Here is a 17308-nt window from a genome sequence, read left to right as displayed (position 1 = left end):
GTATGTGATTTACATACAATTATCACTCGTTTTCATGTAAAATAATAACTAATAGAGAGGTGTAAACATGATACTTTTACAAATAAATAAATTAGAGAAATCTTATGATGGAGAAGTTATCTTTTCTGATGTAGATTTCGAAGTAAAAACCGGTGAAAGAATCGCTATTGTCGGAAGAAATGGCGCGGGAAAAACAACATTAATGAAAATCATCGCTGGTGTCGAATCGTATGATGAAGGAAATATTTCTAAAGGTAAACAAGTTACGATGGGTTACCTTACTCAACAAATGACATTAGATTCTAATGACAGTGTTATGAATGAAATGAAAAAACCATTTAAAGACGTTATCAATATTGAAGATAAAATGAAAACTTTAACAGATTGGTTAAGTATTCATGCTGATGAATATGACCAAGATATATATAAAGAAAAATTGTCACAATACGAAGCGTTATCTAATCAATATGAATTAATGGATGGCTATAATTACGAAAGCAAAATTAAAACCGTTTTAACAGGTTTAGATTTTAAAGAATCTGACTTTGATAGACAAATTCAATCCTTTAGTGGTGGCCAAAAAACAAGATTATCTATGGCTCAAATGTTATTAAGTGAACCTGATTTACTATTACTCGATGAACCTACGAACCATTTAGATATGGAAACAACTGAATGGCTAGAGAATTATTTAACACATTTTAAAGGCGCGATCGTTATTATCAGTCATGACAGATACTTTTTAGATAAAATAGTCAATCAAGTATATGATGTTGCTTTAGGTTCTGTTAAAAAGTATGTCGGTAATTATAGTAAATTCTTAAAAGAACGAGATGCACATTACGAAAAAGTCATGGCTGAATACGAAAGACAACAAAGTGAAATTAAAAAATTAGAAACATTTGTCGAAAAAAATATTACACGTGCTTCGACAAGTGGCATGGCAAAAAGTCGTCGTAAAGTATTAGAAAGAATGGAAAGAATCGAAAAGCCGAGACTTGATGCTAAAAGTGCACAAATAAATTTCGAAATAAACAGAGCTACAGGTGAAGATGTACTTAAAGTTCAAAATTTAGATATTGGTTATTCTAAAAGCATTACACCACCTATCAACTTAGAAGTTAAACGACATGATCGTATTGCGATAATTGGTCCAAATGGTATTGGTAAATCTACGTTAATCAAAACAATTGCTCAAAAAATACCTGCTTTAGGTGGTAATATTGTTTATGGTTCCAATATTCAAATCGGTTATTACGACCAAAAACAAGCAGAATTCACTTCTAATATGACAATCTTAGACTATGTTTGGAATCAGTATGCACATATGCCTGAGAAAGATATTAGAACGATTTTAGGTAGATTTTTATTTACTCAAGAAGAAGTAAAAAAAGTCATCAATGATTTATCAGGTGGAGAAAAAGCCAGACTTCAACTCGCTTTGCTCATGTTAGAAAAAAACAATGTACTCATTCTAGATGAACCTACCAACCACTTAGATATCGATTCTAAAGAAATGCTGGAACAAGCTTTGCAAAATTTTGAAGGTACATTACTCTTTGTATCTCATGACCGTTATTTTATTAACGAACTAGCAAATAATATTTTCCACATCACACAAAGTGGAAATGAATTATTTAGAGGAGATTACCAATATTATTTAGAAAAGCTAGAACAACGTGAGGCTATTAGTCGTTATGAACAAGAAGACATCCAATCTACTGAAACGCCTAAAGACGATCAATATTACGCAAATCAAAAACAACTAAAAAAAGAAAAGCGTAAACTCGAAAGACAGTTAGAAGAAATCGAAAATAATATTTCAACATATGAAGAACAAATCTCTGACTATGAACATCAACTTACGTTACCAGAGATATTTAATGATATTGAAAAAAGTAATGAAATCAATAACTTACGAGTTGAAGCAGAACGTTTGCTCGAAGAAAATATGGAAAAATGGGAAGAACTTGAAAGTAAGTTAAATTAACGAAAAACGACTGAGGTAAATTTTACACCTCAGTCGTTTTTTTCTGAAATAATTAAGCACATCTTTATACACATCAAAAAGTCTTATTTTTCAAGTAATCCACAAAGTTATCCTAGTTATCCACAAGTAAAATGTAAAATATCGATCTGAATCAACTATTTTATCCACAAATATTTAAAAACTTATACTAATGTTATCCACAAAATGTGGTTAACTTGTGCACAAGTACAAATGTTCTGTATTGACTTTATGATGAATAGGTGACCTTCATGTATTTTTTGTAAATATTTTAAATTCTAAATGTTGAAATGACTAAAATATTAATATATTTATCAATTAGGCTAGATTTAATATCAATTAAGACTTATAATTTATGTAACCAATTTTCTTGTTTATAGACTTTAGTTATAAATTCTACTTTAATTTTGAAGTTAATGATGTGCTTAGAGTTAAATTTCATTGATTAATTGGTCTTGTGTATGCTTCAGAAGGGATGATGATTTATGAAACAATCTAACATTGAAAATTATACAACGAAAGCTAAGGAACTATTGAAACATAAAATTATAACTAAAGAAGAATATGATCAACGTATAAAAGATTATACTGACTATACGAATAGTGAAGGCAAATACGCACGCAAATAAAAAAGGACGTTCAAAATTTTTGAACGTCCTTTTATCCTATTCTGTATATGCATTTACCATCCAAGTTACACCAAATGGATCTTGGAATGAACCAAAGAGTGGTGACCACTCTACCTCGTTTAAAGGCATATCAATTTTACAACCCGCTTCTTCTGCTTTCTTAAACAATTCGATGACAGCTGCTCTATCTTCTTCATCGTTATAATTAAACTGAAAACATGCTTGAGCGCCTTCGTTATTAATATCTTTATTTTGCCAAGTGTCACTACATAAAAATGTCTTCCCTAATAAGTTAAAGCTCGCGTTCATTGTAAAAGATTCGGGCAATTTAAATTCATCAGGTGCATCTTTAAACATCTCATGGTTACCCGGAACTCTCATAATATCCGTTGCACCTAATTTTTCTTCGTAGAACTTTAATGCTTCAATACTATTTTTAAAATTAAAATAAGTATTCACTTCCACTTTACAACGACTCCTCAATCTTTTTATATCATATTGAGTATAACGTCTATAGTGCAATATTACAAATTATTGTATATTAAAATGCTTCAATATCTAGAGAACTTTTACCGTTTAATTTCATATTTGAAAAGCGGTTATTTTCATATAAGAAATGAGCTACTGACCCTATCATGGCAGCATTATCTGTACATAAATTTAATGGTGGAATACTAAGATCTATTCCTAATTTGTTTGATTCTTGTTCAAGTGCATGACGCAAACCTTTATTCGCAGCTACACCACCAGCTACAATTAAATGTTGAACATCATAGTCTTTAACTGCGGCCATTGTTTTGCCGACAAGTACTTCAACAACACTATTTTGGAAACTAGTCGCAACATCTTCTTTAATGATTTCTTCATTTTTTTGCTTTTTATTATGCAATGTATTAATAACCGCACTTTTCAACCCACTGAAACTGAAATCATAACTGTCTTTCTCTAACCATACTCTAGGGAAATTCAAAGTATCTTGACCGATTTGTGCAAGTCTATCAACTTCAGGACCTCCTGGATATGGTAAATCTATTGTTCTAGCAACTTTGTCATATGCTTCACCGACTGCATCATCACGCGTTTCACCTATAACTTCAAAATCTAAATGATTTTTCATGTAAATCAGTTCTGTATGTCCACCAGAAACTATTAATGCAATTAAAGGAAATTCTAATGGTTTAACGAGATGATTAGCATAAATATGCCCTGCAATATGATGAACTGGAATAAGTGGCTTTTGATGACTAAATGCTAAAGCTTTAGCACTTGCAACACCGACAAGTAAAGCACCAATTAATCCTGGACCTTCTGTTACAGCTATTGCATCAATGTCATCCATTTGCATATTTGCATTTTTCAAAGCTTCATCAATCACTGTTGTCATAACTTCAACGTGTTGACGACTCGCTACTTCTGGTACTACACCGCCAAATTTTTTATGTGTCATCATTTGTGTTACAACTTCATTACTGATAATTTCATTGCCGTTTTTTATGACACTTGCTGCTGTTTCATCACAACTTGTTTCTATACTTAATATAATTGATTCAGACATTTTTTAGACTCACCCACATCACTTTAGCATCCTCTCCATCACCATAATAATTTTTCCTAACGCCACCATACGTAAAGCCAGCTTTCTCATAAACATGTCTCGCCGCTTCATTATCCACTCTTACTTCTAAGCTCATCGTTGTACAAGTTGCACTAGCAAAAGTCATCGCATATTCTAATAACATTTGTCCTATTCCATTACCTCTATATTGCTCGGCAACAGATATTGTCGTAATTTGTGCTTGATCAATAACTAACCACAATCCACAATATGCAATGATTTCTTCACCTATAGATACAACAAAATAATGCGCAAATTCATTTTTCTCTAACTCATGATAGAATGCGTCAATAGACCATGAACTTTGCGTAAAACTATGATTTTCTATTTCGTATACTTGAGGGACATCTTCAATTGACATTTTTCTAATTTCTAATGCTTCGTTTGATTGTTTTTCCAATTTTGTTCCGCCTCTGATAATTTTAGATATCTTGGTTTTAGTTCATGAACATTTAACACCGGTTGTTCCTTAATGTTATACATTATTGAAGCATCAGGTAATTTTGAAAGACTTCTACCTTCTAACTTATCTTGTAACTTTAATACATCGTGACCAATAAATATATATGGATGATTTTGTGATTTTAAAAATTGATTCAATGCTTCAATAGAAATATAACTATCTTCTTTGATTGTTTCTAATTTATCATCCTTATATTGATAAACACCAGCAAATACATGGTCTCTTCTAGCATCAAATAAAGGTACAATAAGATCATTTTCGTTGTTATATGTTGCTGCTAATGCCTTTAAAGATGAAACTTCATATAAAGGAATATCCAAAGTATATGCCATCGTTTTTGCAGTTGTAATACCAATTCTTAACCCCGTATACGAACCTGGTCCATTGGCAACGACTATATCTGACAATGATTGAGGTGTTAATTGCGCTTCATCCATTAACGATTCAATAACGGGCATTAATTGTAATGAATGATTCTTCTTTATATTGGACTGATAATTGATTAATACATTTCCATCTTTAACAAGTGCTACTGCTAAAGGTTGATTAGAAGTATCAATTAGTAATGTTGTCATCATTTAGCACTTCCTTTATCTGTTTATAATGTTCACCTTTAGAAATTATTTCAAACACCCTTTTATCGGCGTCAATATACTTAATGTTGATTTCTAAACGCTCTTTAGGTAAATATTCTTGAATGAATTCACTCCATTCAATTATCGTAACACCATTATCATTAAAGTATTCATCAAATCCTAAATCTTCATCACTATCTTCTAATCTATAACAATCCATATGATGAAAAGGCAATCTCCCTTTATAGGACTTTATTATATTAAAGGTAGGTGAATTAATGTTTCTTTTAACGCCTAAAGCCTTTCCGAAATATTGGCTAAAAGTGGTTTTACCCGCTCCTAAATCTCCATTCAACAAAATAATATCATTTTCAGTTACAACTTGAGCTAATTTTTCAGCAATTTGCTGCGTTTTTTCTAATGAGTCAACTTGAATAATCACTAATTTGGCACCTACCTTTTCTTTACTTAAACTAACTGAACTATTATAACAAATATTTATTTAATTGGGTAATGAATGGTTCATTTATCAATAAAACGCTTTCATTATCTAAATTTTTAGAAAAATCTAAATCTTCTGTTGACATGTATTCTGATATGCGTTAAATTTAGTACATAAATTTTTTAACTATTCAAAAATCTTAACTAAAAATATGGTTCACATTTGAGAAGAAAGGACGAGTTGTAATGAAATTCACAATGACGGCAAATAAACCGACAATCGAATACAGCATATTAGTGATTTTATTACGCTTAGAAGGACTCGAACAACAGTAAGTTTCAATTTACTGTATGGTTTAAGTCCTATTTCTACTTGAATGGGACTCGAAGCAACGTCCCATATTTATTGGGACGTTGCTTTTTTATTTTTCTAGAGGAGTGTAATTATGAGAAGTGACATGATCAAAAAAGGTGATCACCAAGCACCTGCAAGAAGCCTATTACATGCAACAGGACAAATCAAGAGCCCAACGGATATGAATAAACCATTTATTGCGATTTGCAATTCTTACATTGATATTGTCCCAGGACATGTTCATTTAAGGGAATTGGCGGATATCGCAAAAGAAGCGATTAGAGAAGCAGGTGGTATTCCATTTGAATTCAATACAATCGGTGTTGACGATGGTATAGCAATGGGTCACATCGGGATGCGCTACTCATTACCAAGTAGAGAAGTTATTGCTGACGCAGCTGAAACTGTTATTAACGCACACTGGTTTGACGGCGTATTCTACATGCCAAACTGTGACAAGATTACACCTGGTATGTTACTAGCATCTGTTAGAACAAACGTACCAGCTATCTTCTGTTCAGGTGGCCCAATGAAAGCTGGTTTATCTGCAACAGGTAAAGCATTAACTTTATCTTCGATGTTTGAAGCAGTTGGATCATTCAAAGGTGGTTCAATGACGAAAGAAGAATTCTTAGATATGGAAAAGAACGCATGCCCTACTTGTGGTTCATGTGCAGGCATGTTTACAGCAAATTCAATGAACTGCTTAATGGAAGTATTAGGATTAGCATTACCTTATAACGGAACAGCTATTGCTGTAGGAGAAGAAAGAAGAGAATTAATTAGAGAAGCAGCCTTTAAACTAATGGACTTAGTTAAAAAAGACATTAAACCTAAAGACATCATTACTAAAGATGCAATTGATGACGCATTTGCTTTAGATATGGCAATGGGTGGTTCTACAAATACAGTCCTTCATACTTTAGCTTTAGCAAATGAAGCTGGTATCGATTATGACTTAAATAGAGTAAATGAAATAGCTAAACGTACACCTTACCTATCTAAAATTGCACCAAGTTCTTCATACTCAATGCATGATGTACATGAAGCAGGCGGTGTACCAGCTATCATCGGTGAATTACTCAAACTCGATAATGTTTTACATCCTGACCGTATTACAGTCACAGGCAAAACATTAAGAGAAAATAACGAACATCGTGAAATTAAAAATACAGAAGTTATCCATACAAGAGATAATCCATTCTCTGAAACTGGTGGCTTATCAATGTTATTTGGAAATATCGCGCCAGATGGTGCTGCTATTAAAGTTGGTGGTGTTGATCCATCAATCAAGAAATTTGTTGGTAAAGCGATTTGCTTTAGTTCACATGATGAAGCGGTTGAAGCAATTGATAACCATACTGTTAGAGAAGGTCACGTTGTTGTCATTCGTTATGAAGGCCCTAAAGGTGGACCTGGAATGCCAGAAATGTTAGCACCTACTTCATCTATCGTCGGTAGAGGTTTAGGTAAAGATGTTGCATTAATTACAGATGGTCGATTCTCTGGTGCAACAAGAGGTATCGCTGTCGGACATATTTCACCAGAAGCTGCCGCGGGTGGACCTATCGGACTCATCCAAGACGGTGATGAAATCATCATCGATTTAACGAATCGTACATTAGATGTAAATGTTTCTGAAGCAGAATTACATGCTAGAAAACAAAACATTGAACCATTTAAAGCTAAAGTTAAGACTGGTTATCTTGCAAGATACACTGCCCTTGTAACAAGTGCAAATACAGGAGGCATCTTGAAAGTACCGGACGAACTAATTTAAGGAGTGATTTGCATGGCACTAACTACTAAATCATACAAAGAACCAGATGAAGCAACTAAAGAAAAGACAATAACTTACACAGGGGCAGAATTACTTGTCCAATCCTTTATTGATCAAGAAGTCGATTACATCTTTGGATATCCTGGCGGTGCTGTCTTGCCTTTATATGATGCCTTTTATGAAGGTAAAGTGCCTCATATTCTTACGAGACACGAGCAAGGTGCAGTTCACGCAGCTGAAGGATATGCAAGAGTTACAGGTAAACCTGGTGTTGTAGTCGTTACAAGTGGACCTGGCGCAACTAATACAATTACTGGAATAGCTGATGCTATGAGTGATTCAATTCCACTAGTTGTACTGACTGGACAAGTTCACAGACCAGGTATTGGTAAAGATGCTTTCCAAGAAGCGGATTTACTCTCTATGACAACACCTATTACAAAGCATAATTATCAAATTACAGATGTAAAAGATATTCCAAAGATTATTGATGAAGCATTTCATATTGCTTCAACTGGTCGTAAAGGGCCAGTTGTAATCGATTTTCCTAAAGATATCGGTGTTCTAGAAACAGTTGAAGTTTCTCCAAGAGAGCTTAATTTACCTGGATATCATATTAACTTAACGCCAGAAGATAAAGAGATTGAACAAGTTATCCAAATGATTCGTTTAGCTAAGAAACCAATTATCCTTGCTGGGGCTGGTGTTAACCACGCTGAAGCTTCAAAGGAACTTACAGCATTTGCTAATAAATACAAAATTCCTGTTGTAAACACTTTGCTTGGATTAGGTTCTATCCCCTACTCTGACCCATTATTCTTAGGTATGGGCGGTATGCATGGATCATATGCAAGTAACATGGCATTAACAGAATGTGATTTGTTAATTAACTTTGGAAGTCGATTTGATGATCGTCTAGCAAGTAACCCAGATGAATTCGCAAAAGACGCTAAAGTTATTCATGTAGATATCGATCCATGTGAAATTAACAAAATCATTCCTACAGATTTAGGTATTATTGCCGATGCAAAACAAACATTAGAAGCACTATTAGAATATGATTCTCATGAGCTTATCCATCATGAATGGTATGAACATTGTCTATCAAATAAAGCAACATATCCATTTAGATACGACAAACCAACTGATGACTTCATTAAGCCTCAACAAGCAATTGAGTATATCGGAAAGATTACAAACGGAGATGCACTTGTTGCAACTGACGTAGGTCAACATCAAATGTGGGTTGCACAATATTATCCATTTAAAACACATGGTCAAATTATTACAAGCGGTGGTTTAGGAACAATGGGCTTCGGTATTCCAGCTGCTATGGGTGCCAAGTTTGCACACCCTGACAAGACAGTTGTTGCCTTTGTTGGTGACGGTGGTTTCCAAATGACTAACCAAGAAATGGCCATTTTAAATGAATTTGATAATGACATCAAAATCGTATTAATCAACAATGGTGCTTTAGGTATGGTTAAACAATGGCAAGATAAATTTTATAGCCAACGTTTTTCTCATTCAGTATTTGCTGGGCAGCCTGACTTTATGAAGCTTTCTGAAAGCTATGGTGTTAAAGGTTTCATGATCGATTCTAACGACAAATTAGAATCTACACTTGATGAAGCATTCGCTCATAAAGGCCCAGCCTTAATCGAAATTAGAATTTCCCCTTCTGAACCAGTACTTCCAATGGTTCCAAGTGGACAACCAAACTACAAAATGGAGGGCGTTGAATAATGAAAAGAACAATTAAGACTCAAGTACTCGATAGAGCGGGTACACTCAACCGACTTACAAGCATTTTTGTAAGGAGACAATACAACATTGTTTCTCTTTCTGCAACGCCTACTGAAACAGAGGGCATCACAAATATTACATTTATTGTGGATGTTTCAGATGAAAGTAGTACAGAAACAATTATTAAGCAGTTAGAAAAGCAAGTAAATGTAATATCTGCCCTAGATATTACAGATAACAACCTATTTAATAGAGAACTTATTTTAATCAAGTTAGGACATCCTGACGATTATCAAACGTTCGAAAAAATCATTAAGCCTTATGAAGGTCAATTAACCATTTTAAAAGATTTAGAAGATTATATTTATATTCAAGCAATTGGAACCCATCAAACAATAGAAAATCTATTGGATGATTTAAAAATATATCCTGTGACACAAGTGTCACGAACAGGTTCTGCAGGATTACTATAATACAAAATAAAACAAATTAATGGAGGCATTTATTATGACTAAAGTATTTTATGACAACACGGTAACAGAGGACGCATTACAAGGTAAGAAAATCGCAGTAGTTGGATATGGTTCACAAGGACATGCACATGCACAGAACTTAAAAGATAACGGTTATGATGTTGTAATTGGTATTCGTCCAGGTAAATCATTTGATCAAGCTAAAGAAGATGGTTTTGAAGTATATCCAGTAGATGAAGCTGTAAAACAATCTGACGTTGTAATGATTCTATTACCAGATGAAATTCAAGGACAAGTTTATAAAGAAGAAATTGAACCTAACTTAGATGAAGGAAATGCTTTAGTATTTGCTCATGGATTTAATATTCACTTTAAAGTTATTCAACCACCAGCAAACGTAGATGTATTCTTAGTTGCACCAAAAGGACCAGGTCACCTAGTTAGACGTACATTTACTGAAGGAAGTGCTGTACCTGCACTATACGCTGTATATCAAGATGCTACAGGCAAAGCAACTCAATTAGCATTAAGTTATGCAAAAGGTATCGGTGCTACTAGAGCTGGTGTTATTGGTACAAGCTTTGAAGAAGAAACTGAAACTGATTTATTCGGTGAACAAGCAGTACTTTGTGGTGGTGTAACGAAACTTATCCAATCTGGTTTCGAAACATTAGTTGAAGCTGGCTACCAACCAGAAATTGCTTACTTCGAAGTATTACATGAAATGAAATTAATCGTTGATTTAATGTATGAAGGCGGAATGGAAAACATGCGTTATTCTATTTCAAACACTGCAGAATTTGGAGATTATGTATCTGGTGAACGTGTTATCACACCTGATGTTAAAGAAAATATGAAAGAAGTACTTAAAGATATTCAAACAGGAGCTTTCAGTGATCGCTTCATTAAAGATAACGAAAATGGCTTCGAAGAATTCCTAAGAATGCGTAAAGAGCAACAAGGACATCAAATCGAATCAGTAGGTAGAGAATTACGTGACATGATGCCATTCGTTAAAGCTAAAAGTATTCAAACTAAATAAAAGTACTAGAATTTAAGGAGAGGATTATTATGTCAGACCATATTCAAATATTTGATACAACACTTAGAGATGGAGAACAAACACCAGGCGTCAGTTTTTCATTTGATGAACGCCTCAAAATTGCTATACAACTAGAAAAATGGGGAGTCGATGTAATAGAAGCTGGCTTCCCCGCTTCTAGTGAAGGTAGTTTTAAATCAGTAGAAAGTATTGCTAAAGCATTAACAACAACTGCAGTTTGCGGATTAGCTAGATGTAAAAAGTCAGATATCGATGCTGTACATGAATCAACAAAAGAAGCACAACATAGACAAATTCATGTTTTCTTAGCAACTAGCCCTATCCACTTGGAATATAAATTGAAAATGACTGAAGAACAAGTATTAGCATCTATTACTGAAAATGTAACTTATGCAAAAACATTATTTGAAAAAGTTCAATTTTCACCTGAAGATGCTACAAGAACACCTTTACCATTTTTAATTAAAGCAGTGCAAACAGCAGTTGATGCTGGTGCAGATATTATCAATATTCCAGATACGGTTGGTTATTCTTATCCTACAGAATATGGTCAAATCTTTAAGACACTTATTGAAACAATTAAAAGTGATCATGAAGTGATATATAGTTCTCATTGTCATGATGATTTAGGTCTTGCTGTAGCAAATGCCCTATCTGCTTTTGAAAATGGTGCACGAAGAGTTGAAGGTGCAATTAATGGTATCGGTGAACGTGCTGGTAATACTGCTCTTGAAGAAATTGCACTTGCACTACACGTTAGACAAGATCATTACAACCTATCTACTAATATCAATCTAGCTGAAACTAAAAACACAAGTGACATGGTAAGTAGATATTCAGGTCTTCGAGTCCCTAGAAACAAAGCGATCGTTGGTCAAAATGCCTTCAGTCATGAATCTGGTATTCATCAAGATGGTATTTTGAAAAACCCAGAAACTTATGAAATTATGACACCTCAACTTGTCGGTGTTGTTAAAAATTCATTACCACTTGGTAAACTATCTGGTAAACACGCATTTAGCGAAAAGTTAGTTGAACTTGGATATAATCTCTCACCAGATGAACAAGTGGAAGTATTTAAACAATTCAAATCAGTCGCAGATAAGAAAAAACAAGTAACTGATCGAGATATACACGCTATCCTTCAAGGTAGTGAACATGAAGAAAATGCATACTATAAAGTAAATGCACTTCAACTTCAATTTGTATCGAATGGCTTACAAAGCGCTGTTGTCGTTATTGAAGATAAAGAAGGAAATACTTATAAAGACTCATCTATTGGTTCAGGTTCAATTACATCAATTTATAATGCAATTGATAGAATTTTTGATTACACACCTGAATTACAACAATATCGAATTGAATCTATTACAGAAGGTACGGATGCTCAAGCTGAAGTACACGTTCAAGTAGAATTTGAAGACGAAGTATATACAGGTATCGGTATTGACTACGATATCCTATATGCTTCTTGTAAGGCATATGTTGAAGCACATGCTAAACACAGTGAGAACAAATTGAAAGAAGGCGTAAAGTCATGACATACAAAATCACTGCCCTACCCGGTGATGGAATCGGTCCAGAAATTTTAGAAGGTAGTATTGAAATACTAGAATTATTATCAAAGAAATTTAATTTTGATTATGAAATAGACACTAAAGATTTTGGAGGTATCGCCATCGATAAACATGGCGAGCCTTTACCTCCAGAAACTCTAACTGCTTGTCAAAACAGTGATGCAATATTATTAGGAGCCGTTGGTGGTCCTAAATGGACTGATCCAAAAAATAGACCAGAACACGGCCTATTAGGTATTAGAAAAGCATTGAAATTATTTGCTAACATTAGACCAACAATTGTTACTGAATCAACTGCACATTTATCACCATTAAAAGAAGAACTCGTCAAAGGTACTGATTTTATAATTGTACGTGAATTAACAGGCGGTTTATATTTTGGAGAACCAAAATATTTTGATTATGAAAAAGCAATTGACACACTTGCATATACTAAAGAAGAAATTACAAGAATCGCACACGTTGCATTTCAGCTAGCTACTAAACGAAATAAAACCGTTACATCAGTAGATAAAGAAAATGTACTAAGCTCTTCTAAACTTTGGAGACAAACATTAGAACAAGTTTCTAAAGAATATCCAGATGTTACACTAAATCATCTCTTAGTAGACGCATGTAGCATGCATTTAATTACAAATCCTAAACAGTTTGATGTTATTGTAACTGAAAATTTATTTGGAGATATTCTTAGTGATGAAGCTTCAGTTATTCCAGGATCACTTGGCCTTTCACCTTCTGCAAGTTTTGGTGAGAATGGACCAAGTTTATATGAACCAATACACGGTTCTGCACCTGATATAGCCGGTCAAAATAAAGCAAACCCAAGTGGTATGTTACTATCATTAGCAATGTGTATTAGAGAAAGTTTACATCAACCTGAATGCGCTCAGTATTTAGAAGATATCGTATTTAGCACAATCAAGAAAGGTATTGCAACTACAGATTTAGGTGGAAATAACAGTACATCTGAAGTCTTCGAAGCAATCAAAAATAATATTTAGAAGGAGGAAAACGACATGTCTCAAACATTATTTGATAAAGTATGGAATCGACATATAATAGCTGGTAAAGAAGGTGAACCCCAATTATTATACATCGACTTACACCTTATTCATGAAGTTACATCTCCTCAAGCATTCGAAGGCTTAAGATTACAAAATAGGACAGTAAGACGTCCCGATCGAACGTTTGGAACATTGGATCATAATGTACCTACAGTTGATATATTCAATATTAGAGATGAAATTGCTAATAAACAAATTAGTGCTTTGCAAAAAAACTGTGAAGCATTTGGTGTAAAGTTATTTGATATGGGTTCAGATGAACAAGGTATCGTGCATATGGTTGGCCCAGAAACAGGTTTAACACAACCAGGTAAAACTATCGTATGTGGAGATTCACATACTGCAACGCATGGTGCATTTGGAGCTATTGCTTTTGGTATAGGTACAAGTGAAGTCGAACATGTTTTTGCAACTCAAACACTATGGCAAACTAAACCAAAGAACTTGAAAATTCAAGTTGATGGTACATTGCCAACTGGTGTTTATGCTAAAGATATTATCCTATACTTAATCAATCAACACGGAGTTGATTTTGGTACTGGTTACGCTTTAGAATTCGCTGGTGAAGCTATTTCTAATATGACAATGGATGAGCGAATGACAATTTGTAATATGGCAATCGAAGCTGGTGCTAAATATGGCATGATGAAGCCAGATGAAACAACTTTTGAATATGTAAGAGGACGTAAATATCAACCAGAGAACTTTGAAGCAGCTATTGAAGATTGGAAAACTTTGTATTCAGATGAAGATGCTACTTACGATAAAGTAATTACTGTAGACGTAAGTGATCTTGAACCACAAGTAACTTGGGGTACAAGTCCTGAAATGGGTGTTAGTTTTAATACGCCATTCCCAGAAATTAAAGATTTAAATGATGAAAGAGCCTATAATTACATGGGCCTTCAACCAGGTCAAACTGCTAGAGATATTCCTCTAGGTTATGTTTTCCTTGGTTCTTGTACAAATGCAAGACTTTCAGATCTTATTGAAGCAAGTAAAATTGTAGATGGTCATAAAGTCCATCAAGATATTACAGCAATAGTCGTTCCTGGATCTAGAAGTGTTAAACTTCAAGCAGAAGCGCTTGGTCTAGATAAAATTTTCAAAGAAGCAGGATTTGATTGGCGTGAACCTGGATGTTCAATGTGTCTAGGAATGAACCCTGACCAAGTTCCTAACGGTGTTCACTGTGCTTCAACAAGTAACCGTAACTTTGAAGGTCGTCAAGGTAAAGGCGCAAGAACGCATCTTGTATCTCCTGCAATGGCAGCAGCAGCAGCTATTAACGGAAGATTTGTAGATACTAGAAAGGTGGTCATTTAAATGGAACCAATTAATATTTTTAATGGTAAAACAGTTCCCCTACTCAATGATAATATTGATACGGATCAAATCATTCCAAAAGCTTTTTTGAAAAGAATTTCTAAAACTGGTTTTGGCCCCTTCTTATTCGACGAATGGCGTTATTTAGAAGATGGCTCTGATAATCCAGATTTCAACTTAAATAAACCAGAATACAAAGGTGCAAGCATACTCATTTCAGGTGATAATTTTGGTTGTGGCTCATCAAGAGAACACGCAGCTTGGGCATTAAAAGACTTTGGATTCTTAATCATTATAGCAGGTAGTTTTAGTGATATATTTTATATGAACTGTACTAAAAATGGTATGTTACCTATTGTAATTGAAAATAAAGAAGACAGAGAAGCAATAGCGCAACATAGTGAAATAACGATTGATTTACCTAACCAACTTATTATTACACCTGAAGCAAAATATCATTTTGATATAGATGCGACATGGAAGAATAAATTGGTTAATGGTTTAGATGATATTGCTATTACATTAACTTATGAAGAACAGATCAACCAATATGAAAAAATGCACAACTAATTGGGAGTGGTAGAATGACCTTAAAAACACGTTTAAGTGCTGATAATTGGGAGTGGTAGAATGACCTTAAAAACACGTTTAAGTGCTGAAGATATAAAAGAAGCATTTTTAAAATTAAAAGATACAGTAAAACAAACACCATTAGAAAAAGATATGTATTTATCACAGAAGTTTGACTGTAATGTATATTTAAAAAGAGAAGATTTGCAATGGGTACGTTCCTTTAAATTAAGAGGTGCGTACTATGCAATTAATCAGTTAACAGACGAAGAACGAGCAAATGGCGTTAGTTGTGCGAGCGCAGGTAATCATGCACAAGGTATCGCATTCACGGCTAAACAACTCGAAATCAAAGCTGTTATATTTATGCCAGTAACAACACCAGCTCAAAAAATTAATCAAGTTAAATTTTTCGGTGGTGAATTTGTACAAATAGAATTAATTGGCGATACTTTTGATGATTGCTTAAAACATGCGTTAGATTATACTGAACAATTTGGATTAAGCTTTATTGATCCATTTGATAATATTAATACAATTGCTGGTCAAGGTACGATCGCTAAAGAAATAGTAGATTATGCAGAAGAAGAAGATATCAAATTTGATTATTGCTTCGCTGCAATTGGTGGCGGTGGCTTAATTTCAGGAGTAGGCACTTATCTTAAAGATACAATGCCTACTACACAAGTCATTGGTGTAGAACCACTTGGAGCAAGTAGTATGGCTCAATCTGTTAAAGCTAATAAAATTGTTACATTAACGGATATCGATAAATTTGTAGATGGCGCTTCAGTAGGGAAAGTTGGACAATTAACATTCGAAATTTCAAAAAATGTTGTTGATGACTTTGTTGCTGTAGATGAAGGTGAAGTATGTAGTTCAATCCTAGATATGTACTCTAAACAAGCTATTATTGCAGAACCAGCTGGCGCTTTAAGTGTCACTGCACTTAATCATTATAAAAATGAAATTAAAGGTAAAAATGTTATTTGTATTGTCAGTGGTGGTAACAATGATATTAACCGAATGAAAGAAATTGAGGAACGCTCACTTTTATTTGAAGATATGAAACATTACTTTATTGTTAACTTCCCACAAAGACCAGGGGCATTAAGAGAATTTGTTAACGAAGTACTTGGACCAAATGATGATATAACAAAATTTGAATACTTAAAAAAATCGAGCCAAAATACTGGTTCTGTTATTATAGGTATTCAACTTAAAGATCATAACGATTTAGACCAACTTTATAAGAACGTTAGCGAATTTGATCCTAAATACATCTATATTAATAAGAATAAAATGCTTTATTCATTGCTAATATAAGTACGTAACCAAATTAAAACATCTCATTTCTCTGTTTATTACAGAAAGAAATGAGATGTTTTTTTGATATAAACCCTGTTATATCTTTATTTATTATGTACTGTATACATGCCCTTTATCTTCTACTTTATTTCAACTAAATTTAAACATAAAAAAAGAGACCTAACAGGTCTCGAGTGCGGCTCATCGCATCCATTTATAAACATTTGCCCGGCAACGTCCTACTCTCGCGGAACGTAAGCCCAACTACCATCGGCGCTAAAGAGCTTAACTTCTGTGTTCGGCATGGGAACAGGT

General features: G+C 33.9%; 16 protein-coding genes and 1 rRNA gene. 11 read left to right on the top strand and 6 right to left on the bottom strand.

Annotated elements, in window-relative coordinates:
* The first annotated feature begins 67 nt into the window (after positions 1-67).
* Together LQ686_RS03160 and LQ686_RS03155 are read left to right on the top strand one after the other, a co-directional pair.
* On the top strand, positions 68-1990 hold the full coding sequence (locus LQ686_RS03160; protein WP_103361777.1) for an ABC-F family ATP-binding cassette domain-containing protein: 1923 nt from the start codon (positions 68-70) through the stop codon (positions 1988-1990).
* Positions 1991-2493: 503 nt separating this feature from the next.
* Positions 2494-2637 carry a hypothetical protein gene (locus LQ686_RS03155; protein WP_164961626.1) on the top strand — a complete coding sequence of 48 codons (144 nt, stop codon included), beginning with the start codon at positions 2494-2496 and terminating at the stop codon, positions 2635-2637.
* Between the two features lie 36 nt (positions 2638-2673).
* Here LQ686_RS03155 and LQ686_RS03150 read toward each other — a convergent pair whose 3' ends face one another.
* From LQ686_RS03150 to tsaE, 5 genes are all read right to left on the bottom strand, one after another.
* The gene (locus LQ686_RS03150; protein WP_048540591.1) at positions 2674-3102 is read right to left on the bottom strand and encodes a VOC family protein; all 429 of its coding nucleotides are present in this window, start codon (positions 3100-3102) and stop codon (positions 2674-2676) included.
* Positions 3103-3178: 76 nt separating this feature from the next.
* Positions 3179-4192: a tRNA (adenosine(37)-N6)-threonylcarbamoyltransferase complex transferase subunit TsaD gene (gene tsaD / locus LQ686_RS03145; RefSeq protein WP_107590632.1), complete on the bottom strand. Its 1014-nt coding sequence runs from the start codon at positions 4190-4192 to the stop codon at positions 3179-3181.
* Positions 4185-4652: a ribosomal protein S18-alanine N-acetyltransferase gene (gene rimI, locus LQ686_RS03140; protein ID WP_049320460.1), complete on the bottom strand. Its 468-nt coding sequence runs from the start codon at positions 4650-4652 to the stop codon at positions 4185-4187. The genes tsaD and rimI overlap by 8 nt, the downstream gene beginning before the upstream one ends.
* Entirely contained in the window at positions 4625-5290 is a 666-nt protein-coding gene (gene tsaB / locus LQ686_RS03135) for a tRNA (adenosine(37)-N6)-threonylcarbamoyltransferase complex dimerization subunit type 1 TsaB (protein ID WP_103361621.1), read from the bottom strand. Before tsaB ends, rimI begins: the two co-directional genes overlap by 28 nt.
* Positions 5271-5729, bottom strand: coding sequence for a tRNA (adenosine(37)-N6)-threonylcarbamoyltransferase complex ATPase subunit type 1 TsaE (gene tsaE / locus LQ686_RS03130; RefSeq protein WP_025905051.1), 459 nt, complete (start codon positions 5727-5729; stop codon positions 5271-5273). Before tsaE ends, tsaB begins: the two co-directional genes overlap by 20 nt.
* 448 nt (positions 5730-6177) lie before the next feature.
* On the opposite strand from tsaE, the gene ilvD reads away from it, so the two are divergent.
* Genes ilvD through ilvA form a run of 9 tightly spaced genes read left to right on the top strand, consistent with a single transcriptional unit; the run spans position 6178 to position 17011 of the window.
* Positions 6178-7866, top strand: a complete 1689-nt coding sequence (gene ilvD, locus LQ686_RS03125) for a dihydroxy-acid dehydratase (RefSeq protein ID WP_025905050.1) — start codon at positions 6178-6180, stop codon at positions 7864-7866.
* A 12-nt stretch (positions 7867-7878) separates the two neighbouring features.
* On the top strand, positions 7879-9612 hold the full coding sequence (ilvB, locus tag LQ686_RS03120; RefSeq protein ID WP_103361616.1) for a biosynthetic-type acetolactate synthase large subunit: 1734 nt from the start codon (positions 7879-7881) through the stop codon (positions 9610-9612).
* Positions 9612-10085: an acetolactate synthase small subunit gene (gene ilvN / locus LQ686_RS03115; RefSeq protein ID WP_025905048.1), complete on the top strand. Its 474-nt coding sequence runs from the start codon at positions 9612-9614 to the stop codon at positions 10083-10085. Before ilvB ends, ilvN begins: the two co-directional genes overlap by 1 nt.
* Before the next feature lie 34 nt (positions 10086-10119).
* Complete coding sequence (ilvC, locus tag LQ686_RS03110; RefSeq protein WP_025905047.1) at positions 10120-11127, top strand: ketol-acid reductoisomerase; 1008 nt, start codon at positions 10120-10122, stop codon at positions 11125-11127.
* Positions 11128-11156: 29 nt separating this feature from the next.
* A complete protein-coding gene (locus LQ686_RS03105) occupies positions 11157-12689 on the top strand; it encodes a 2-isopropylmalate synthase (RefSeq protein ID WP_103361617.1) in 1533 nt (510 codons plus the stop codon).
* Entirely contained in the window at positions 12686-13726 is a 1041-nt protein-coding gene (gene leuB, locus LQ686_RS03100; RefSeq protein WP_239733163.1) for a 3-isopropylmalate dehydrogenase, read from the top strand. Before LQ686_RS03105 ends, leuB begins: the two co-directional genes overlap by 4 nt.
* A 15-nt stretch (positions 13727-13741) precedes the next feature.
* The gene (gene leuC, locus LQ686_RS03095) at positions 13742-15115 is read left to right on the top strand and encodes a 3-isopropylmalate dehydratase large subunit (protein WP_107565880.1); all 1374 of its coding nucleotides are present in this window, start codon (positions 13742-13744) and stop codon (positions 15113-15115) included.
* Entirely contained in the window at positions 15116-15685 is a 570-nt protein-coding gene (leuD, locus tag LQ686_RS03090; RefSeq protein WP_025905043.1) for a 3-isopropylmalate dehydratase small subunit, read from the top strand.
* 60 nt (positions 15686-15745) lie between these two features.
* The gene (gene ilvA / locus LQ686_RS03085) at positions 15746-17011 is read left to right on the top strand and encodes a threonine ammonia-lyase IlvA (RefSeq protein ID WP_107565879.1); all 1266 of its coding nucleotides are present in this window, start codon (positions 15746-15748) and stop codon (positions 17009-17011) included.
* A gap of 208 nt (positions 17012-17219) precedes the next feature.
* Here the strand turns inward: ilvA and rrf are convergent.
* A 5S ribosomal RNA gene (gene rrf, locus LQ686_RS03080) occupies positions 17220-17308 on the bottom strand; the annotation flags it as partial.

Source organism: Mammaliicoccus sp. J-M41 (assembly GCF_022385935.1).
GTDB classification, from domain to species: Bacteria; Bacillota; Bacilli; order Staphylococcales; family Staphylococcaceae; genus Mammaliicoccus; species Mammaliicoccus sciuri_A.
This window is presented reverse-complemented; position numbering and strand designations above follow the sequence as displayed.

Coding starts and splice junctions, on each gene's coding strand:
- LQ686_RS03160 (WP_103361777.1), top strand. CDS start 68: ATGATACTTTTACAAATAAATAAATTAGAGAAATCTTATGATGGAGAA.
- LQ686_RS03155 (WP_164961626.1), top strand. CDS start 2,494: ATGAAACAATCTAACATTGAAAATTATACAACGAAAGCTAAGGAACTA.
- tsaD (WP_107590632.1), bottom strand. CDS start 4,192: ATGTCTGAATCAATTATATTAAGTATAGAAACAAGTTGTGATGAAACA.
- tsaB (WP_103361621.1), bottom strand. CDS start 5,290: ATGACAACATTACTAATTGATACTTCTAATCAACCTTTAGCAGTAGCA.
- ilvD (WP_025905050.1), top strand. CDS start 6,178: ATGAGAAGTGACATGATCAAAAAAGGTGATCACCAAGCACCTGCAAGA.
- ilvB (WP_103361616.1), top strand. CDS start 7,879: ATGGCACTAACTACTAAATCATACAAAGAACCAGATGAAGCAACTAAA.
- ilvN (WP_025905048.1), top strand. CDS start 9,612: ATGAAAAGAACAATTAAGACTCAAGTACTCGATAGAGCGGGTACACTC.
- ilvC (WP_025905047.1), top strand. CDS start 10,120: ATGACTAAAGTATTTTATGACAACACGGTAACAGAGGACGCATTACAA.
- LQ686_RS03105 (WP_103361617.1), top strand. CDS start 11,157: ATGTCAGACCATATTCAAATATTTGATACAACACTTAGAGATGGAGAA.
- leuB (WP_239733163.1), top strand. CDS start 12,686: ATGACATACAAAATCACTGCCCTACCCGGTGATGGAATCGGTCCAGAA.
- leuC (WP_107565880.1), top strand. CDS start 13,742: ATGTCTCAAACATTATTTGATAAAGTATGGAATCGACATATAATAGCT.
- leuD (WP_025905043.1), top strand. CDS start 15,116: ATGGAACCAATTAATATTTTTAATGGTAAAACAGTTCCCCTACTCAAT.
- ilvA (WP_107565879.1), top strand. CDS start 15,746: ATGACCTTAAAAACACGTTTAAGTGCTGAAGATATAAAAGAAGCATTT.